Source organism: Streptomyces sp. R35, from assembly GCF_041053035.1.
Taxonomy (GTDB): Bacteria; Actinomycetota; Actinomycetes; order Streptomycetales; family Streptomycetaceae; genus Streptomyces; species Streptomyces lutosisoli.
Genome location: NZ_CP163440.1, coordinates 110,147 through 129,888, shown reverse-complemented (window position 1 = coordinate 129,888; position 19,742 = coordinate 110,147). Strand labels below are relative to the sequence as shown.

13 protein-coding genes and 2 pseudogenes are annotated in these 19,742 nt (G+C 67.6%); 7 read left to right on the top strand and 8 right to left on the bottom strand.

Annotation, left to right across the window (positions count from 1 at the left end; all coding sequences use genetic code 11):
- Positions 1 to 39: 39 nt before the first annotated feature.
- Complete coding sequence (locus tag AB5J50_RS00600) at positions 40 to 5,298, bottom strand: RHS repeat-associated core domain-containing protein (RefSeq protein WP_369253858.1); 5,259 nt, start codon at positions 5,296 to 5,298, stop codon at positions 40 to 42.
- 983 nt (positions 5,299 to 6,281) lie between these two features.
- On the opposite strand from AB5J50_RS00600, the gene AB5J50_RS00595 reads away from it, so the two are divergent.
- Entirely contained in the window at positions 6,282 to 6,758 is a 477-nt protein-coding gene (locus AB5J50_RS00595; RefSeq protein WP_369253856.1) for a hypothetical protein, read from the top strand.
- Between the two features lie 50 nt (positions 6,759 to 6,808).
- Here AB5J50_RS00595 and AB5J50_RS00590 read toward each other — a convergent pair whose 3' ends face one another.
- A complete protein-coding gene (locus AB5J50_RS00590; RefSeq protein WP_369253854.1) occupies positions 6,809 to 7,318 on the bottom strand; it encodes a nuclear transport factor 2 family protein in 510 nt (169 codons plus the stop codon).
- Positions 7,319 to 7,862: 544 nt separating this feature from the next.
- Between AB5J50_RS00590 and AB5J50_RS00585 the strand changes: the two genes are divergently transcribed.
- On the top strand, positions 7,863 to 8,627 hold the full coding sequence (locus tag AB5J50_RS00585) for a hypothetical protein (RefSeq protein WP_369253852.1): 765 nt from the start codon (positions 7,863 to 7,865) through the stop codon (positions 8,625 to 8,627).
- Between the two features lie 79 nt (positions 8,628 to 8,706).
- On the opposite strand, the gene AB5J50_RS00580 is transcribed toward AB5J50_RS00585, so the two are convergent.
- The 3 genes and pseudogenes from AB5J50_RS00580 to AB5J50_RS00570 all read right to left on the bottom strand — a co-directional run.
- Positions 8,707 to 9,486 carry a hypothetical protein gene (locus tag AB5J50_RS00580; protein ID WP_369253850.1) on the bottom strand — a complete coding sequence of 260 codons (780 nt, stop codon included), beginning with the start codon at positions 9,484 to 9,486 and terminating at the stop codon, positions 8,707 to 8,709.
- A gap of 173 nt (positions 9,487 to 9,659) precedes the next feature.
- Positions 9,660 to 10,085 (bottom strand): hypothetical protein, encoded by a 426-nt coding sequence (locus tag AB5J50_RS00575; RefSeq protein WP_369253848.1) that lies wholly within the window; start codon positions 10,083 to 10,085, stop codon positions 9,660 to 9,662.
- Between the two features lie 700 nt (positions 10,086 to 10,785).
- Positions 10,786 to 11,093, bottom strand: a pseudogene (locus AB5J50_RS00570) (hypothetical protein); the annotation flags it as partial.
- Positions 11,094 to 11,330: 237 nt separating this feature from the next.
- Between AB5J50_RS00570 and AB5J50_RS00565 the strand changes: the two are divergent.
- The 4 genes from AB5J50_RS00565 (at position 11,331) to AB5J50_RS00550 (ending at position 14,885) form a co-directional block, all read left to right on the top strand.
- Positions 11,331 to 11,888 carry a hypothetical protein gene (locus AB5J50_RS00565; protein ID WP_369253846.1) on the top strand — a complete coding sequence of 186 codons (558 nt, stop codon included), beginning with the start codon at positions 11,331 to 11,333 and terminating at the stop codon, positions 11,886 to 11,888.
- Positions 11,889 to 12,132: 244 nt separating this feature from the next.
- Positions 12,133 to 13,233, top strand: coding sequence for a hypothetical protein (locus AB5J50_RS00560; protein ID WP_369253844.1), 1,101 nt, complete (start codon positions 12,133 to 12,135; stop codon positions 13,231 to 13,233).
- Between the two features lie 128 nt (positions 13,234 to 13,361).
- On the top strand, positions 13,362 to 13,850 hold the full coding sequence (locus AB5J50_RS00555) for a hypothetical protein (RefSeq protein WP_369253842.1): 489 nt from the start codon (positions 13,362 to 13,364) through the stop codon (positions 13,848 to 13,850).
- A gap of 78 nt (positions 13,851 to 13,928) precedes the next feature.
- Positions 13,929 to 14,885 (top strand): WD40 repeat domain-containing protein, encoded by a 957-nt coding sequence (locus AB5J50_RS00550; RefSeq protein ID WP_369253840.1) that lies wholly within the window; start codon positions 13,929 to 13,931, stop codon positions 14,883 to 14,885.
- Between the two features lie 25 nt (positions 14,886 to 14,910).
- On the opposite strand, the gene AB5J50_RS00545 is transcribed toward AB5J50_RS00550, so the two are convergent.
- From AB5J50_RS00545 to AB5J50_RS00535, 3 genes are read right to left on the bottom strand one after another with little or no spacing between them, the layout of a single operon-like run.
- Positions 14,911 to 15,324, bottom strand: a complete 414-nt coding sequence (locus AB5J50_RS00545; protein WP_369253838.1) for a DUF6262 family protein — start codon at positions 15,322 to 15,324, stop codon at positions 14,911 to 14,913.
- The gene (locus AB5J50_RS00540; protein WP_369253836.1) at positions 15,321 to 17,495 is read right to left on the bottom strand and encodes a tyrosine-type recombinase/integrase; all 2,175 of its coding nucleotides are present in this window, start codon (positions 17,493 to 17,495) and stop codon (positions 15,321 to 15,323) included. Before AB5J50_RS00540 ends, AB5J50_RS00545 begins: the two co-directional genes overlap by 4 nt.
- A complete protein-coding gene (locus tag AB5J50_RS00535) occupies positions 17,492 to 18,712 on the bottom strand; it encodes a tyrosine-type recombinase/integrase (RefSeq protein ID WP_369265263.1) in 1,221 nt (406 codons plus the stop codon). Before AB5J50_RS00535 ends, AB5J50_RS00540 begins: the two co-directional genes overlap by 4 nt.
- Before the next feature lie 113 nt (positions 18,713 to 18,825).
- Between AB5J50_RS00535 and AB5J50_RS00530 the strand changes: the two are divergent.
- A pseudogene (locus AB5J50_RS00530) lies at positions 18,826 to 19,053 on the top strand (hypothetical protein); the annotation flags it as partial.
- Positions 19,054 to 19,742: the final 689 nt, after the last annotated feature.

Below are 19,742 nucleotides of genomic sequence, written 5' to 3'. Positions count from 1 at the left end.
TCTGTATGTCGCGAAGCATGTTCGTTCGCTCGCACACTCTCAGCATGGTGCGTTGCCGTTCACGAAGGTGGTGATGGCCCTGGCAGCTGCGTGGCCGCAGATGTATCTGAGCTCCTGGGCTGTCACGGACTGGCCTGCGTACGTCGGTGCTCCGGACAGCATCTCGTCGAGCATCAGAATGCCCTCCATGTTGAAGGAGATGCGTCCCTTCCCGTTGACGACCACGTCGATCATGTCGGCCACCATCTTTGGCGTCATCGTGGTACCGCCGCCCGGCAGCCCGAAGATCGGATCCGTGAACATGATCGCGCCTTGCTCCCGCGCGAACCGTTTCAGAATCCCTCGCTCGCCGCCGCGGATGTTGCGCAGCCCGAGGGCGAGATGCGGCCCCGTACCCGCCGACGGCACGACCGCCGGATCATCCGCGTGCGCAGCCCCCGGCCCGAAGCGAGGTGGCACGGATGACGATGAAAGGGACAGTTTCCCCCGGAGCCAGGTGTAAGCGGGGCTGAGAAGGCTGCTGGCGCCTCCGCCGAGGGCGCCGAGGATCAGATCCCACGGGCCGGTCGGGCGGCAGTTGACCTGGTTGACCGCCCAGGAGAAACCCGCTCCGACGGCCGCGTTGACTGTGGCCGACGTGGCGAGGGCCCGGCCGCCGCTGAGGCCGAGGCCTCGGGCCGTGGCGTTTCCGACGCCCGGCATGAGGGCTCCGGCGATGGCGCCGGTGATCGCTCCCTTCCCGCTCGCCTTGGCGAGCGCGCTCCAGCTGAAGCCGCCATTGCGGTGCTGCCAGGAGTAGATCCCGCCTTCGATGACGGCACCGAAGGCCGCGCCGATGCCGGCGCTGACGCACAGCGCGCACCGGCCGGACGGGTCGGAGAGGTTGACCGGGTCGTTGGCGGCGTACGCGTACGGGGAGGGGTTGGCGCTGCCGACGTCGGCCGGTACCGGGTCGACGGTGGTGAAGCGGCCGAGTGTGGGGGCGTAGCTGCGGGCCCTGAGGGCGAGGCGGCCGGTGAGGTACGGATCGGTGTACTGGCCGGTGAAGGCGAACGGGCTGGTCTGTCCGTTGGCGGTGGCGGCCGTGCCGGCGGCCTCGCCCCACGGAGAGTAGGTGTAGGTGTAGGTCGCTGCGCCGGTGGCGTCCCGGACCGAGCTGATGGAATCCTGGCGGTCGTGCAGGAGGTAGAAGACTCCGGAGGGCTTGTTGAGGGCCTGGGGGATTCCGGCCGGGTTGTAGTTGTAGTCGGCGATCCGTGCGCCGGTGCTGTCGGCGTCGGTGGCGATCTGGGCCAGCGGGTTGTTGATGTCCCAGCGTGTGGTGCGGTCCAGGGTGCCGTTTTTGTTGGTGATCGCGCGGTTGCCGTCGGCGTCGTTGACGAAGGTGTAGGAGTTGGCGCCGACGGTCGCGGACTTGACCCGGCTCAGGGCGTCGTAGGCGTAGGTGCCGTTGGCGTCCTTGGTGAGGTTGCCGTCGGCGTCGTAGGTCAGGGACGTACTAGTGGTTCCTGCTGTGCGGTTGGTGAGCTGGTCGGCGGCGTCGTAGGCGTTGGTGACGCTGGTGGTGCCGGTCTTCGAGACGGTGAGGTTGCCGGCCTTGTCGTAGCCGTAGGTGGTGCCGCTGGTTCCGTCCAGGCATGAAGTGGTGGAGATGGTGTCGGTGCAGGACTGGCTCAGGCGTCCGGCGGGGTCGTAGGCGTAGCGATTGGCGAGGCCGGTGGTGGTGGCGTCTTTGAACTGGTCGGTGGCGACGCGGCCGTCGGGGTCTCTCGTCAGCTCCCGGACACCGGTTCCCTCGGAGATCGAGGCGAGCTGGCCCGCGCGGTTGTAGGTGCGGGTCTCGGTCAGAGCCGTCGTGGTGGGCAGTTGCGTGGTGAGGAGGTTGCCCGCCGGGTCCCAGCCGTAGGTGATGGCCTTGCCGCCTGTGGTCTGCGCCTTGATGCGGCCGTCTGTGTCGTAGGCGTAGCTGATGGCGTAACCGTCGGGGTAGATGCGCGTCTTGACGGTGCCGTCGTTGTTGTAGGTGTACTTGAACGGATTGGTGGCGCCGGGTGAGGTGATGGTCAGGGGGCGGTTCTCGGCGTCGTAGGTCAGGGTGCGGGTGCCGGTGCCGTCGGCGACCGTCGCGAGCCGTCCTGCTGTGTCATATGTGTAGCTGACGGTCGGCGTTCCGTCGGAGAAGGTGACCTTGGTCGGCAGATCGCGGGCGTCGAAGGCGTTCGTGATGGTCTGGCCGCGGGCGTTGGTGACGGTGGTGCGGTTGCCGTCGGCGTCGTAGGCGTAGGACGTGGAGCGGTTCAGCGGGTCGGTGACCTTGGTGAGGCGTCCGGTCTCGTCATAGGCGTATGTGGTCGTGTGCTGGTTGGCGTCGACGCGTGACGTCATGTTGCCCAGCGCGTCGTATGCGAGGTCGGTGGTGCCGGCGTCGGGTGCGGTGACCTTGGTGAGCTGGTCCAGGTCGTCGTAGGCATAGCTGGTCGCCTTGCCGCGGGCGTCGGCGGTCTTGACGACGTTGCCGACCGCGTCGTACGCGCTGGTCGTGGTGTTGCCCAACGGGTCGGTCTCGCCGGTGGCGTTGCCCGCGGCGTCGTAGGAGGTGTGCCAGGTGTACTGGGCCGGGTTTGCGCCCGTCGCATTGCCCCGGGGCTCCACGGTGTCGGAAAGGAGGCCGTCGCCGTTGTAGGCGTAGGTGATCTTGTTGCCCAGTGGCGAGGTCTCGGCCGCGAGCCGGCCAGCCGCGTCGTAGGTGTAGGTGGTGGTGTTGGTGGAGCGGTCCCTGACCGTGGCCAGCTGGTTGTTGGCGTTGTACGTGCTGATGGTGATCCGGCTCAGGGCGTCGGTTGCCCGCAGGACGTTGCCCATGCCGTCGTAGGTGTACTTCTGGACGTAGCCCAGCGGGTCGGTGACCGAGGCGGGCTGGTAGTCGGCGGTGTACGCGGTGGCGGTGGTGTTGCCGAGCGGGTCGGTGATCGTCGTGTTGTTGCCCGCCGCGTCGTAGCCGTACGTCCAGGTGTACTGCGCGGCGTTGGCGCCGGCCGCGTTGCCGCGCGGGGTGGTCATCGACACACTGCGGCCGGCCTTGTCGTACGCGTAAGTGGTCTTGCCGCCGGCCGCGTCGGTCGCGGAAAGAAGGCGTCCCATCGCGTCGTAGGACTGCAGGGTGGTATTGCCCGCGGGGTCACTCAGACCGGTGGCCCGGTTCGCCGCGTCGTAGGTGTACGACGCCGTCCTGCCCGCGGCGTCGGTGAACGAGGTCGCGTTGCCGACGGCGTCGTAACCGTGCTTCGCTGTGCGGCCCTTGGGGTCCGTGGTGGTCAGCAGCCGGTCGGCGTCGTCGTACGTGTACCTCGTAGTGAACGCGGCGGGGTCAGCGCCGGATTCGTTGCCGCGCGGGTCGGTGCTGCTGATCACGCGTCCCGACGCATCGAAGGCCTGCGTGGTGGTGGCCCCGCTCGGAGACGTGACGGACGTACGGTTCCCGGCCGCGTCGTACCCGTAGGCCGTCGTGTTCTGCAGCGGGCCGGTCTCCGTGGCGAGCTGCCCGGTGGCGGTGTAGGTGAAGGCGGTGGTGTTGCCCAGGGGGTCCTTGACCGAGGCCAGAAGGCTGTCCGCCGTGTAGGTGAACGACGTTGCGTGCACCTCGGCGTCTGTCGACTTGGTCAGGTTCCCGTTCGTGTCGTAGGCGTACTGCCAGCGGGCGCCGGACGGCGCAGTTTCCGTCTTGAGGCGCCCTGCGGTGTCGTAGCTGTACGACGTGAAGTTGCCCAGCGGATCGGTGGCCCTGTTGAGGTTCGCCGTACCGTCGTAGTTGTAGAACGTCCGGTTCCCGAAGGGGTCGTACTGGACGAGCAGGTAGTTGTGCGCGTGGACGTCGGTCCACACGCCGCCGTCCGGGGCGGTGGTGTCGGTCTCCCCGTTCCGGTAGGTGTAGGACGTGTTGTTCCCGAGAGCGTCCTTCTGCGCGGCCACGCGCCCTTGGGAGTCGTAGGTGTTGCGGACGGGATAGTGCCCGGCTGCGTCCTGGATCGAATCGAGGCGGCCCTCGGCGTCGTAGCCGTAGGTGATCTGCTTGCCGTCGGTTCCGGTGACGCTCGCCAGGCGGCCGCCGGTGTATCCGTAGTCGACGTGCCGGCCGTCGCCGAGCTGCACGCGCGAGAGCAGGTCACCGGAGTACGTCGCGGTCGACGCCCGGCCCGCCGCGTCGGTCACGGAGGCCAGGTGGCCGGCCGTGTAGCGGTAGGTCACACCCTGACCGGAGCGGTTCTTGGCGGAGGTGAGGTGTCCGCCGGAATCGAAGCTCAGGATCCGCTTGTCCGGGGTGGTCAGGGTGTACGTGCCGTCGGCCAGGGATTTCAGGGCCGACCGTGTGGTGGCGGGGGCCGTGAATGTACCGTCGGACTTCTTGGTGTACGGGTACTTCGCCCCGCTCTCCGACGTGTAAGTGACGTTGCCGTCGGCGTCCTTGGACAGCTGGGCGTCCCAGGGAAGTGTCCACCCTCGGCCGAGGGAGCCGGTGGCGGTGTTGTCGGAGGAGTAGCGGCGGGTGAGGTCGAGGCCGCCTCCGACGGACGACTGTCGGATGTCGGTAAAGGCGCCCGAGAACGCGCCCGTGGCCGTGTTCACCGAGGCGCCGCGCTGGGCCTGCGGCTGTGCGAAGGCAGTGCTCAGGGACGCGCATTCCGGGGCGCATCCGTACGTCTGGTTGTCAGGTATCACCGGTGCCAAGGACATCCCCGTGACCGCACCGCCGGTGCCGCCGCCCTCGACGTCCACGACAGTGACGAGGGCCTTGATGAGGTAGTCACCGGTGGGGTCCCTGGCTTCGACGCACTGGGCTGGGTCTACTGGTGCCTGCAAGGTCAGGACCGGATTGCTGACTTCAGGATGGACCAGCGAATAGGCACCCGAGTGAGCCGTCACGACCTGGCCAAGATCGTATGGAACAGCAGTACCGCCGCAGTTGACTTCCCAGGTCACCTTGACCTGGTGCAGCACGTCGGCGAGCTTGCCGTCCGCGTCGTGGGTGTAGTCGGAGTGGGTGACTTCGACACTCGCAAGAAGCGTCTCGCCTTTAAAGACCTGCCCGACGAGCGCGTCGGGGCCCAACGGGCTCGCACCCACCAGCGACCGGTAGGAACCCTCCGGGCCGACCACGGCGATGTAGTTCGGATTCCCGCTGGGCGCATCGGCGGCTTGCGCGGCGGTGCGCCCCCGTGTCGTGCCCTCGGTCGCCGCTGCTACGGAGCGGGCTCGGGCTGCGTTCCTTCCAGAACTGGCGATTGCTTCGGCGGCAGTCACCTCCTGCCGTCGGATCTTCCGAGGCGGGGCCTTGAAATGCTGTCGCCTCACCTGTTCCTGGCGCTGCTTCAGCGTCATCGGTCTCTGAGGCTTTGCGGGTCTTGGCCCGTCTGTAGTGGTGGCGGGCGCGGACGGGACTTGCGGCCTCTCCGTCGCCACCGCATTCGCGGCGGCGCTCGCGAAGATCACGGCCCATGCGGTCACAACGCCGACAACGGCCTGCCGCAGCCTGGAAGATCGTGCCACTTCAACCCCCTCGATCACGGCCCGGCCCGAATGCAACCCGAAGCGATCATGAAGTTACCGAATGTGACCATACGATTCTGGTCGTGCTCATGCCATCAGGACCGCTACGTGTGGCCTAGACCGGTCAGTCATTGGCCAAAAGCGCCGCCCGGTCGACCTTTTCCAGCAGCGCGGCGCCCACGAGGCCAGCTGGACCGCATCGCGGGTGGAAGTGCCAAGGCATCCCGGGAATCGTCTGATCGCGACGCCACTGGACGCCGTTTCGACTCCGGCGGCGAAGCGCCACCAGAAGCGGGCTCCGCTGCTGCCACCCGCCAGGTGCAGCAGACAGGCGAATGGGACAGCGGCGCGTCCGCGCGGACAGCGAGGGAGCGCGAGACGTACGCCAACGACCAGGACGATCCCGCGTGCTCTGATCGCGGTGTCAGCGGCGAGCAACCGACCTCATGCGGCCTGGTACGTGCCTGGCGGGTGGTGCCGGGTTGCATCCTCCTGTACCCACGGGCGGCGGATGGCCAACCGCCGCAGGCTGAGGGAACGTCACGTCCTCAGCGAACACCGCCACGTGGCCTCCACACCCTGGAGTTCCTCGCTCGCGTCCGGATGCGCCCCGGAGCGGATAGGCCACGCGCACTCATTGTCCTACTGGGTGGGCGCTCCGTGGTACCTCGCGCGGTGTAGTGGCGGTCGGCTGGGGCAGCATCTGCTCAGCCGTTGCCTGCTCGTGAAGGGTCGTCATGCGTTCCGCTGCCCGCGCCGCGACGTCCGTGCTGCTCGCCTCCGTGTTCGTGGCCGGCTGCTCGCCCGCTTCGCTTGGCGGCACGAGCACATCCCCGAGTGGGACGCCGGCGGCGGGCCCGTCGGGAACCGGCGCTGCGGGCGGGGCGCCCGGGCGGGCGATCGCGGTGGGGGCCGGGCCGCAGGAGACGTACACGGTGCAGCAGCAGCCGGATGCGGGCAGCTGCCACTACCAGTACGAAAAGGGGGAACCGCTGGAGGATCCGAAGTGCACGCCCGGCGCGATCTCCCCGGCGGTCACGCAGGCGAATCTGAAGTCGACGATCTGCCGCAAGGGCGGCTACACCTCCGGCATCCGCCCCTCCACGTCCGTCACCGGCAAGGAGAAGGAGCTCAACGCAGCCTCCTACGGCTACAAGGGCGAGCTGGGCGATGCCGAGTACGACCACTTGTTATCCGGGGTCGCGACCCTGTGAAGGATTGATTGTCCTGGCCCGTTCGTCAGCGGTATGCCGCTGAACGCCTTCTACTGGTGCGGCTCATCAGCATCGCCAGCGTTGGCCCGGACTGGTTCGTTGGCATAGACGGGTTCATCGCTTGGTGCCAAAGGCGCGAGGTCGAAGGGACGTACTACCCGGCGCCGGGCTATGCGCCAGATCCCTCCCTCGCGCCGGTATTCGTCCTCGTAGGTACCTCCACCGGCAATCCAGCGGTGGTCGCGGAGTTGGGCCAGGACCACGACGTCCGATCGTCCGGTCGCGGCAGCGCCGTCGATTTCCACCGTGTGGTTGGCAGTGGCATGCTGCATGATCGGGAATGCCTGCCACTGCTGCTCGACCGCCGCGCGGATGGCTTCGATCCCCGTGAATATCTGGTCCGAGCTGGTCTCCCACGCGGCGTCCGCTGTCCAAATTGCCTCCCAGCGGACTGGGTCGCGGTGGTCGGCACCCACGCAGTAGTCGTGGGCCAGCCGGTGCAGTGCGAGTTCCGTCTCGACTCGGTCCAGGCGAGCGGCGAGATCTTGTAGCGTCGTCATTCCTGAGAGGCTACTGACGGTTGAGATGGCCCGCAGGGCGGCCGCCTCACCCCTGCAAGTGCCGTCACAGGGCGAGTAGTTCGCCGTGCGCCGTAGCAAGAACGGCCTGCAGTTGGGCAACTTCTTCACGGTGTTTGCGGCGGTCGGCGGCCAGCTGTTGAGTGAGGCGGCGGACCAGCGTACTGGCGGCAGCCTCAGCGTCGGGGGCACCAGCTGCGTCGCCCGGGATGGCATCGCGTCGGGGATGGGAATGTGTTGCGGCTGTGTCTGCGCGGTACCGCGGGCGCGGTGCGGGTATCCGGCCCGGTCGCGGCCTACGGAGGCGTACTGATTGGCCGGACTCGGCAGGCAATGCTTCGCGCAGCCCGCCGGTAACTCACCCACCCCGAGTTACACCAGTAGCTGGAAGACCCGGGCACGGGGTGCGGGCCAGTGGTTCGGGCCGGTCCGGGAGCCGCGGTCCGGATACGCTCGGGGCTCGTCGCCCTTTCGCGTCGGCTGACGCAGACGGGTGATCGGGCCGGGGAGTTCAGGGGGCAGGGCGGTGGATGCGCTGACGTTTGTGTCCGCGCTCGTGGCGCTGGTAGGCGCGGCCACGACGGCGGTGCTCGGCTACTGGACGCAGCGGCGCCTGCGCCTGCTGGAGCAGCGGAACCTGATGGACTCCTACGGGGCCTCGCTGGCCTGGGCCGCGTACGACCTGCAGGCCAGGCTGTACAACATCCTGCACGGCCATGAGGTCGACCTCTCGCCGGGCCCATCCCGCGGTTTCATGACCTCCTTCCATCTGCTGGGCACGCCGGAGGAGCGGGAGTACGTGCGGCGCAGCACGGTGTTTGTGCTCGCCGAGTACTTGGGGTGGGTGGAGATCCTACGGCGGGACATCCAGTTCCTCGACCTCGGTCAGTCACGGGCCAACCAGCGCGCCGTGACCATGATCTCGTCCGTCGGCACAGCCCTGAGTCGCATCTCGACGGCCAGCAACGCACTGCGCCTCTTCCGTGCCGAGCAACGGGCCGTCGGAGAGTTGATGGTCCATCCGGAGGGAGAACCGGGCCGACGCAGGTGTCTGGGTTACGCCGAGTTCTGCGAGAAGCTCGATGGTGACGAGACGTTCCGTCGCTGGATCGCCCCGCTCCTTGCGGACATCGACCGGCTCGCCGAGAACACCGCTCCGGCCGTGCCCCGGCTTGCCGAACTCCAGCAGAAACTCATCACCCTGATCGACGTGTTGGACCCAAAGGCCGAGCGGTTCCCGCATTTCCGTGAGCCGGCCAGAGCGGCACTGAGCGTCAGAGTGGCCAGCTGATGGGTTGTGACCGCTCTTCCATGATGACTACGCCTGGCTGACGACTCCCGCGCTGAGCAGGGTGAGGCAAGGCGTCGGGTCAGGAATCGGGCTGCGGAGGCTCTCCAGTCGCCTGGGGCGGGCCGATGCGGTAGGGCTCGAAAGCAGTGTCAGCGGCCGGAGCGTAGGGCTTGGTGGACATGCGTGTGACCAGCCGCCACATGCCGCGTTCGTCTTCCAGGCTTTTGGGGAGGGCGAGTCCAAGCCCGTCGGCAAGGGGCTTGCGGCCCAGGTTGACCAGGGCCCGTACGGCTGCGGCCCACTCGTCCGTGGCGGCCACTGCGGCGTGGTACCAAGCCGGGGTCAGGACGACCAGGCTGACCCCAGTGATGACGAGCACTGGTCGGTGGGCGTGGGAGGCAGACAGCGAGGCGAACGCGGTCACGGCCACGGCCACGTGCCCGTACAGCAGGGCCACAAAGAAGTCGACGCTCGTGCGGGCGGTGACGACCTGCTTGGTGGCGGGCTCCGGGGCGGCGCTCGTCAGTTCGTTCCACAGCACCTGAGTGTCGAGGCGGTAGCGATCGTATCCGTACTCCTCGAAGCGGCGAATGGCGTTGCCGAGCCGGGTCGGAGTGATCTGTTTGTCGCTCACCGGATAGCGGCTGAGTTTCTCCCGGAGGAGGGCGCGTCGGATGGACGACGTGAAGGCGGGGTCGGCGAGGCGGTCGGCTGTCCTTTGGCGCCGGGATCGCTGCACCCGACAACCTCGCTCGTAAGCAGAAGCCGGCCACAGGGCGTACCCCTCCAGGAGGCGGTAGAGGGGTGTCTGCAGGGCGTTCAGGACGAGTCCGAGCAGGACGGCGGCCACAAGTAACACGAGCGCGGTAGGGCCATTGGATGTCGGCCACAAAGAATCGAGCACGGTGGGACGATGCAGACTCGGGGCAACGGCGAGGGCAAAGACCGCAAGGTTGAGAGCTGTAGGCAGGATCCACCCCACCAGCAGTGCCCAACCGCCTCCGAGCACACCTTTGGCGATGTCTCCCACGGTTATCGCTCCGGCGTTTCCCGTGGCCAGTCATCATCTGGGTCGAGCGGGGGCCCGGGAGGAGTGTGACTATCGAGTGTGGTGATCGATTCGTCCCGCTGCTGGCTCCCTGGTGCCGCCAGGACGCGGCTGAGCTCGGCTGCGTCGTCAGGGCTCGCGTCCGTGAGGACCACCTGCTGGCCCGACGGACCCTCAATGGTGACCTGGGCGGATCCCCTCCGGGAACGCAGCCAGGCCGTGACCGCCGAGGCGAGCGCCGAGGCCGAGGCAACGGACACCTGGATCTGCGGCGGTTGACCGTGAAGGATACCGGGCGTCGGTGGGCTGTGAACGATACGGACGAGCCCCCTGAGAGAGGGGTCGTCCAGAAGCCAGTCGGCCAGTGAAGCCGTTGCGGACTCGTCAGGAAGAGAGATGATGAGGTCCACGCCGCCCCCGTCCACTGATGACCTGATCGCGCAGCCAGCATAAGGCCGGGTCGGTGATCCCGACTCGTAGGTCTCAACTGCCAGGTGGCTCACGCCCGTTCGGCTGCCTCATCACTTGGTGCACGGCCACGAGACGCATCTTCACCGACACCGTCCGCCAGGACCTCCACACCGTCTCCGTCGGCCTCGCTCTGGTCGAAGCCCGCACCCTCCTCCGGCCGTAGCCATCATGGAAGCGCGGCCACAACCCTGAATCTCCCCACTGGGTGCTCGGGGTGGCTTCAGAGTTGCTTGGCTGGATTCCTCAGCCACAGGTGCTGTGAGCTGCGAGGCGTCCAGGTAGGGCCGATTCACTTCTCCCTTCCGGGGCTCAAGGAAGTGCTGGCGGCGGCACTGCCGAATCTGGCGGCACAGATGCAGTAGCTGAAGTGACCGTGCCCCGGCCGCGCAGCCGGGGCACGGGGTGGCACTACTTCTGCTGATAGCCGAGTGCGGTGCCTGTCGTTGCGGCGATGGCCGCGAGCCATTCGGCGCTGAGCCCTACTTGAGCAAGGACACCGACGATGATGATCACGGTGATGACGGTGATGGTCCACCGTTGGTTGCCGTGTGCGGGGCCGCAATGTGGGGAACAGGCACAGTGAGGTACGAGCACGTACTTCTCCTTCCGGGTTCGCCTGGGAGAGGCCCTCGGAACGCGTCAGGTTGGGAAGCCGGTGCGCGTTTCGGGGGCCGTCGTCGTGTAGAGGACTCGTTCCCACCAGCCCAGCGTTGCACCCCAACCGGCAAACGCCCATCCGAAAATAGCAGCGAGTGACGGGGTCCACCCACTTCTGTCACTGAGCAGAAGCAGTGGGAAGGCGTACATCACGTCGACGGTGGCGACCCCTTCAAGGAAGTTCATCTGCGGCGATGGAACCCGTGCTGGACTGGTGGCCCGCCATCGCCGCCAGCCTCTCGCCGAAGCTGCCCGACCACGTCCAGGCCGTTGCCTACAACCCGGCGGGCGGGAGCCGGCGACCCGGGCACAGACAACGCGGGGAGTGGGATGAGGAGTTGGGAGAAGGCTGTCCGTGCTGGAGGCGCTGTGCGGGCGCTGGCAGGTGGCCGGGCACGGTTGGACGCTCGACACGGAGCTCCTCCCACCGCACCAGCAGCAGGTGAACGCCCTGGAGAATCAGGGCCTGGTGGAGCTCGGCCTGCCGGGAGGACCGCGCGGAGCTGTCCGTTCTGAAGGGCCAGCCCGTGCGGTGGGCGGCCCGTCTGACCCCGTACGGCCACGACACCCTCACCTACAGCTGCTCCCGCCCGAGGGCCAAGCCCCCGCCCGGCGGGGAGGTAGTAGACCGGTACGTCGACCTGACACGGCGCAACCAGGTGACGCCGTGCACGACGCTCGATCGTCTCCTTCCCAAGCAGGATGAGGAAACCGCGGCCTGGAACGTGGAAGTGGCCAACCGGTTCGCCGACGAGCTGCGCCGCGTCACCCTCGCCGCCCGCAGACTGCTCAGCACGGTCGTCGAGTTCGACGGAAAGATCGGCGTGCCGGAGGCCGCTCGACGGGCCGAGACCACCGAAGAACGCGTCCGTAAGCTCACCCTCGAACTGGACCGCTTCAAGCTGGCCTACATCGACGACGACGATGACGAGATTCCCGAGCGGCTCATGCTCTGGAGGTGCCGGAACAATCCCCTCCTCGACGGATGGGAGTTCTGGGACGACCTACACCCAAACGTGAGCGACCGGACGGACCTCACCTTCGATGACGTCATCGTGAGGCTCGACTTCTCCGTACTGGACTGAAAACCGGTCGTACCGCCAGGTGTCGGCTGATTCACGCCGTGTCGCCTCCGTCGCGGTCGGGTACGGCTTCGGCAACTGGCCGTCGGGTGGGGGAGGTTGCGGGGTGGGGTAGGCGAGCCGGGCCAAACGGGAGCGCAGCAGGGACAAGGCCGGGCAGTGGACGGCGGCGAACGCGGCACGGGCGGCGCAGCGGCTGCGGGAGCAGACGCAGCGGTGCCTGGCCGGCAACTCGTGGGTGCAGATGATGCTCGCCTCCAACCTGGACAACGTCATCACCGAGTTGCACGCCGTGCTGCTGCACAGCGATCTCGCGGACATGGCGGAAAGACCCGAAGGCATCGAGCGGGACGCGGCGTTGTCGATGACGCTGGGCAAGCAGGGCTACCGGCCGCCGTGGCCCCGGGGAGCCGGGGAGGCGGCCTCGTGGGAGATACAGCAGATCCAGAAGCTGCTGAGGCGGGCGGAGGTTCTCGTCATCTCCCCAGCCGCACACGCCGCGGTGATGGCTGCGGCCGCCACCCTCGAGCCGGCCGACGTCAGCACTCTGGACCGCGACCGGGACGTCCTCGTTCCCAGCGGACTGCTGGTGTTGCCCGAGCCGATCGTGGTCGTCAACCGCACCGGCTCCCTGTCGGACACCAGGGCGTTCGGCTGGCAGTTCGTCACCCAGCACCAGATCCTGCCCACCGCTCAGTACTCCGGTGTGCAGGTGACGACTTTCATGGACCGTGACGGGCCGGTGCAGCCGACCGGATGGCGGCAGGCGGTCTCCCAGGCACGCGCGTCCGGCAGTCCGCTGCCCCCGCTGATGCCGGACGGCATGTACGGGATGCGGGGCGACGCCTGTCTGGCGGAGGAGAGCACCGAGATGATGGCGGATCTGTCCGAGCGCCACCGGGAGCTCCAGAAGGCCCTCGGCCAGGCCTCCCAGTGGCGTACGGAGCCGGTTCCCGAGACCGGGGAGTGGGGCGGCGGCCGGGTGGACGACCCGTACGACGACTTCGTGGGCCGCTACATGTTCGCCTTCTGGCGGCTGATCACCCAGGGCGTCACCGCCGCAGGCGGGTCCGGCGTGCGCCCGGGGCCGAGCGGCGTGGACGGCTCTGTACCGCGCGATCCCGATGTGCGGGTCATCCGACTCGCTGCGCCCTCGCCCCGTCCGTCGGATCCGGCGGGGGAGGAGAAGCGGGTGTATCACCATCGGTGGCCGGTGCGGATGCACAAGGTCAGGCAGTGGTACCCCAGCCTCCAAGAGCATCGGGTGATCTGGCGCGGTCCGTACATCAAGGGGCCCGCCGATGCTCCGCTGATGATGGGGGAGAAGGCCTATCTCGTGGACTCGTAACCGTCGGCGAGGAGTCGACGGCGCACGGGGGCGAGAAGTGTGCAGTATCGCGCGGCACCCCGCGCGGTGTCGTACCGGGCCGGTAGGGCAGCATCTGCTCAGCCGTCGCCTGCCCGTGAGGGGTCATCATGCGTTCCACCCGCCGCGCCGCATCCACTGTGGTGCTCGTCTGCCTGCTCTTGGCGGGCTGTAAGTCCGCCTCGCTCGGCACGTCGACGTCGTCCGAAAGCCACAGCCCGGTGGCGGGAGCATCGGGCACGGCCGCGCCGGCTGGCGGGTCGTCCGGCCCGATCGCGGTGGGGGCGGGCCCGCAGAAGCACTACACGGTGCAGCAGCAGCCCGCCGCGGGCAGCTGCCACTACCGCTATGAGCACGGGGAGCCGCTCGAGGACCCGAAATGCACGCCGGGCGCGATCTCCCCGGCGGTGACCCAGGCGAACCTGACGTCGACGATCTGCCGCAAGGGCGGCTACACCTCCCGCGTGCGGCCCTCCACGTCCATTACGGGCAAGGAGAAGGAGCTCAACGCCGCCTCCTACGGCTTCACCGGCAGCATGCGGGATGCCGAGTACGACCACCTCCTATCCGGCGTCGCTGAGGTGATGCGCGGGATTTGAGCTGGTAGTGGCGTCGACGGCATGCCGCTGACGTCGGCTGGGCTGAGGAGCTCGTGAGGTGGGCCGTAGAGTCGGGCCGTGAAGCCGTTGATGAAGTGTTCGTTGACGTCAGTGATACGGACTGGCCGTGTCTATGGGGCTTGGCCTGTTCTGGCCGAGTCGGACGGCGAGTTGGTGTTGTTGTCGTTCTCCGACGGTGCGAACCGGGTCTCCCGTTGGGACCCGCAAAGCGGCCGGGAAGTCTGGCAGGTGGACTTCTGGGCGGGGGGCGGTGAGTGCACCGTGGCTCAGATAGCCGGGGGCAGCGCTGTTCTCGCTGTTGCGTCGGAGGAGGGCGTCGAGCGTCTGGACGTGTTGACCGGCACGTCTTTGCCGAGCCCCCACATGGAAAGGGTCAGCACTGTCTGGGACGTGGCGGCAGGCGTGCTGCCCGATGGGCGCTCGTTCTTCGCAGGCGCCAGCCACCACGAATTGGTTCATCGCTGGGATGCCGTCAGCGGCGACCCGTTGAGCGCGCCGCTGGTTGGGCATATGAGCTGCGTGATGGCTGTCGCGGTTGTGCCCGCAAGCGAGGCGGGACGCGCAGTGATCGCCTCTGGTGATGAGGCGGGCGTCATCCTCCTCTGGGATGCGGCGACTGGCGTAAGGGTCGGGGAAGCGATCACTGGTCCCGGCGACGCTGTTCGCCAGATCGTGCCTCTGAGGCTCTCCACGGGATCTGATGTCCTTGTGTGCGTAGACCGCGACAGACTCATGTGGCGATGGGATGCGGCGACCGGCGAGTTGCTCGGAGCGCCTGTGCGGCTGGGGTCGGAGTCGGAGTATCCGACGTTGACGGCGGCAGTCGTGGAGGGTGTCTCGCGCCTGTTCGTCTCGGGGACGAGCGATGACATGGTGTGGGAGTGGGATCCTGTGACAGGGATGGCGGTCGACGCGATTCTGCCGGGGATCAGTTTTGACGTGCTGGTCCGTTCGGATGGCGCCGCGGTGTTCGCGGCAGGGACGCGTGAGGGCGATATCTCCCTGTATTCCTGAGCTGCGAGTTCATCTGTCGGCCATTTCAAACGGCTTCAGGAACTCCCAGCCTGCGTCGGAGGGCGAGGAGTTCGCCGTGCGCTGCAGCGAGGGCGTCCTGCAGTTGCTCAAGCTGCTCGCGGTGTTTGCGACGCTCTGTGGCGAGTTGGTGGGTGAGTCGGCGGACCAGGGTACTGGCCGCAGCTTCGGACTCGGCGTCGGGAGCCGTACTGGTTGAGCTGGTGTTGCGTCGTGCGCGCCGGAGGTCTTCGACTTGGGGGCGGAGGGTGGGGTGCCGGTAGATGAAATCGGTGGACACGCCGGCTGCCCGAGCGATGGAGGCGACGCTCACGGGTTGCTGTGACGTGCGGGCGTGTCGCAGTGCTTTCTCGACGGCGGTCTCGGCTTGCTTGTGACGCCGTTTGGTGGCCTTCGCAAGGGCCTCGATGCTGCGGCTCATGGCACCTCCGGGGTGTCGTCGTCGGAGTCCTGTTGAAGGCGTTTTTGCGGGGCGCCGGCGCCCCGGACGGTGGTGGTGGTGCCGTCGCTGTGGCGGATGCACTCGATCGCCAGCAGGACACCGTCCAGGGCGGCGATCTCTTCGCCGCGGCCGCGGAGCCAGATGTTGTCGTTGGTCATCGGCTGGCCGAAGCGCTGGGTGTGGGCCTGCTGGCGCCGGTCGATGAGTTCGACGGTCTGCTTGCGCTGTTGTTGGAGTACGTCGGTGAAGGTGGCGTCGGTGACGAACTTTATGCAGGACAGGCAGGCGTTTCCCTTGCCGCAGGACTGGCGGGGCGGCAGGGTGCAGTACCCGTTGGGAAGGATCCGGTCGGTGCGCTGGTCCAGAGCGAGGGCTTCGAACATCTCTCGCGGGTCACGGTCGTAGGCTCGGCCGTCGGCAGTGACCTTCTGGTAGCGCAGGAATTCCCGCTCGGCCGTCGCGGACAGGGTCCGGGCGTAGTGCAGGAACATCGCGGGGGTCTTGTGGCCCATGTAGCGCATGGCCACGTGCAGGGGGACGCCGGCGTTGAGGAGGCTGGTGGCCTTGGTGTGTCGGAAAGTGTGGGTCTTGGAGATCTTGATCAGGTGGCCCTGGTCGTCGCGCAGGTCGATGGCCGCGGCGAACGCGGTCAGGCGCGGGCGGGCTGTGGTCGCGGGGTAGGAGTGATCGCCGATGCGGTTGTTCCGCTCGCCCAGGAACAGGTACTTCGGGGCGATGCCGGCTCGGTTCTGGTCGGCCATGAAGGCACGCGCGTACTTCTGCTGCTCACGAACCAGGTCCAGGGTCTCCTGGTCGATCAGGATGGTGTTCTCATCCGTGATGATCTTCGTCTGCTGGTAGCGGAGTCGTGCGACGTGGCCATCCGGATCGGGGAAGGCGATGGCCACGATCGGGTCGAAGTCGAGCAAGGTGATCTCGCTGATCCTTCTCCCGGTCTTGATCAGCAGACCCACGATGCGGACCAGCTGTTCGTCGTCGAACCCGCCCTCGGCCTTGGGCTGAGCGAGCAGGCCGCTGTGCTCGGCGATCCGGCTGATCACGGCGTCGCTCAGGACGGCATCGGGCGGCGGAGCCTTGGGCCCGGTGGGCTTGTCGCCGTAGCGGAACAGCACCGTGTGCTGCGGGCCCAAGCGCAGCCAGCGAGGTTCACTCAGGGCCTCGGCGGCTTCCTGGCGTTCTTCGAACAAGAAACGGTAGAGCTGCTCCAGCCCCGTCATCGCCGCACGGCGCTGAATCTCGCCCAGCAGGGCGCCCTTGTTCGCTCCGCCCGTGCAGCGCTGCTGATTGAGCCACTGCCGGAACCCCTGGACCCACCGCCCGAGCTGGCGCTGGTCGTCCACGAGATGCGGGCCGTCGCAGCCCACGGCGTCGAGGTAGCGCTGGAACCACGAGAGGTTCACCTGGCGGGTGAAGGCGGTGCTCCAGGTGTAGACGCCGCGCTCCAACTGGCGCGACAGCCACCACTTGGCGGCTTCGCGCAGCCAGGGCGTGGTCAGGTGGCTGAAGTAGATCAGGTTGCGGCGCTTGGGCTCGTGCTCGCGCAGCGGGATGCGCGTGTCCAACTGCGGATTCCATACGTTCAGTTCCCACCACGGACCCTGGTGGTAGACGTGAACGAGCAGGTCAAGCGTGCGGCCCAGGACGCGGCCCATGGCCGTCATCTGATTGGCCGCGATCGGTTCGCCGATGAGCGTGCGGGCCTTGCGGATCCGGCGGGCCCACTCCTCCCGGGAAAGATCAGTCAAACTGACCAGATCCGACGAGCGGGGGTCGGCCAGGACCAGGGCGACCTGACGGGTCAGCTTCGTCGTGTACTCCGCTTGGATGCGCATGCCGAGCTGGACCTGCCGCTCGATCGACCAGGCGAACTCGGTGACCATGCTGGCCGGCAAGCCCCGCAGATCCAGGGCGACACTCTTTTCGCGGGCGCGGTAGGACGGCTGGTTCTCCAAGATCGCGTCCAGCCAGTGCCGTGGCATCGTCTCCCGGTTGAAGTAGGAGTGCCGCGTGGCAGCCGGCAGTTCTTCCGCCAGACGTGCATTGATCTCCGCGTCGAACATCCCGGTGTGGCCCAACCGTGGATCGGACCGGGCCGTGCGCCGCGGCCGATAGAGCAGAGCGTGGCTCATGCGACCGCACCCCAGCGTGCCGCCAGAGTCTTCCAGTCCGCGGCCGCCCGCATCGCGGCGTCCTCCGTGACGTGCGCGTAGGTCGTCATCAGCGTCTGAATGTCGGCGTGTCCCAGGCGGCGCTGCACAACGTGCTCAGGAACGCCGGCCAGGAGCAGCGCCGTGGCGTGGGTGTGCCGGAACCAGTGCGGGGTCCATCCCACCGGCAGCAGCGGGTGCCTGCGCTTGAAGCCCTCAATCCAGTCGTAGACCGTCTCCGGCCGCAGCGGCCGCCCGAACTCACCCCGGAAGACGTTGACGAACACCGGGTCGGCGTCGCGCAGTTCCTGGCCCAGGTCGACCAGCCAGAAAAGGTACTCCCCGTAGAGCTCGTCGAGGTCATCGCTGATGTAGACGCGCCGGTACTGCTGGTTCTTCACCCGCAGCCGCCTCCGCTGGTCCTCCCGCGGCTGCACCTCCACCCATGCTGTCGTGCCCGTGCCCGGATGCCAGTCGCCATGCTGCATCAGCAATGCCTCGGCCAGGCGGAGCCCGGTCTCCTCCAGCAGCATCCACAGCAACCGCATGCGCAGGTCCCCGACCCAGCGTTGGGCCTCAGTCTGGAAAGCGGCAGCATCCTGCTTGATCACCGTGATCTGCGGGGGCGTCAGGAATGGCGGAGATGACTTCGGGTCGCGGCGTCGGCCGACGACCCGACGGTTTTGGCCTCCGCCGAGGTGCCCGAGGAACGAGGCGTACCGGCCGCGTGATTCCATCGTGCCGCCCTTGACGTGGACGTAGAACTGCCGGGCCGCGGGCACGTCCGCGACGATCGCCTGGTAGCGGTAGAAGCTCATCACCGCAGTCAGGGCTGCGTCCACGGTGCTGTCCGGCACGGGCTTGCCCGGGCGAAGCCTGAGCACGGAGGGGTCGCTACCGCTATTGCGGAGCCGCTGCCTGAAGCCAGCCAGGTCCTGGACACCGACCTTCCACCAGTCCAGATGACGCTCCTCGAGCATCGACCACCACAACGCCAGGCCGTGCGCGTAGCTACGGACGGTATGCGGCGAGTACGACTCATGCCGCAAATGCTCCAGATACTCCTCGGCCGCTGCCACGACACGCCACTGCCGATCAAGGACAACGTACGTGACCTCGTCACCACACGTGACGCGCTGCCTGACTGCCATGCCCGCGACCGTAGGCAACCGGAACGTCCGGTGTGCATCGATCGTCATCGGCGTCACCGTCGCGAGCGAACAACCCCGGATAGTGCTCACGGAAGGGCCTCGGCGCCGGTACCTTGCGCCCGTCACTGACGTCAGCGGCGCCCAATCGCAACCCCGGATGTCACCTCATCAGCCTTCGGCTCGGCGGGGACCCCAACGACTCCCGCAACCTGTGGGTGGAGCCGGCCGACCCCGGCCACCGCAAGGGTTCCGGGGTCAACGCCAAGAAGGACCCGGTGGAGACGAAGCTGCACACCGCGGTCTGCAAGGGGCAGGTCACCCTCGCCGCCGCCCAGCAGGCGATCGTCACCGAGTGGACCACCGCCCTCAGCAGGCTCGGCCTGGCCTGAGGCACCGCGCAGGGCAGTCAAGCAGGCAATCGCCCCGGCGCAGAGGCGACTTCAGCGGAGACAGCGTGCCGGGGCGGCGGGTAGGACACCGTGGCGGTCAGCTGGCCCGTTGCAGCGGGCGAGGGCGGTGACAAGCTCACAGCCATACCCAAAACCCCCGGGCCCGACGATCTTACGAATGACCGCCTCAGACCCACGCTTGGAAGGTAGGACAAGCTCAACTTCCGTGGCAGAGACGGATTTCGCTCAGCGAAGCCGTCGCGCACAACACCCTGCGTGGCCATACTGCCGGGAGGTGCTCAACAGGACAGCGGTGACTGCCGGTCCGGCGGCACCACCTTTTCCAGCCAGTGATGGGGCCCTGGCCAGGTATAACGTGTCGGTGTTCTGACCCAGAACCGACGGTGCGGCACCGGCGGGTGATTCCCCGTCGGCGCCGCCGACAACCGTTGCGGCACAGCGAATCGGCGGGTGCTACACCGTGCTCGGTGGTTCGGCGCGGTCGAACACCACGAGGTCCCAACCGGTGCCGACCACGATCTCCCCGCGCGGGCCGACGCACAGTGCACCGCGGATCATGCCGGCTACATCGAGATTACAAGGCGTTAAGTGATGGGCCTAAGTTCAGCTCTTGCCGATTTCCCGGTGTTCGAGCGTGATCCGAGTCGACAGGCTGACGTTGGCGCCGC

Coding starts and splice junctions, on each gene's coding strand:
- AB5J50_RS00535 (WP_369265263.1), bottom strand. CDS start 18,712: ATGACGATCGATGCACACCGGACGTTCCGGTTGCCTACGGTCGCGGGC.
- AB5J50_RS00595 (WP_369253856.1), top strand. CDS start 6,282: ATGCGTTCCGCTGCCCGCGCCGCGACGTCCGTGCTGCTCGCCTCCGTG.
- AB5J50_RS00555 (WP_369253842.1), top strand. CDS start 13,362: ATGCGTTCCACCCGCCGCGCCGCATCCACTGTGGTGCTCGTCTGCCTG.
- AB5J50_RS00540 (WP_369253836.1), bottom strand. CDS start 17,495: ATGAGCCACGCTCTGCTCTATCGGCCGCGGCGCACGGCCCGGTCCGAT.
- AB5J50_RS00545 (WP_369253838.1), bottom strand. CDS start 15,324: ATGAGCCGCAGCATCGAGGCCCTTGCGAAGGCCACCAAACGGCGTCAC.
- AB5J50_RS00560 (WP_369253844.1), top strand. CDS start 12,133: ATGCTCGCCTCCAACCTGGACAACGTCATCACCGAGTTGCACGCCGTG.
- AB5J50_RS00590 (WP_369253854.1), bottom strand. CDS start 7,318: ATGACGACGCTACAAGATCTCGCCGCTCGCCTGGACCGAGTCGAGACG.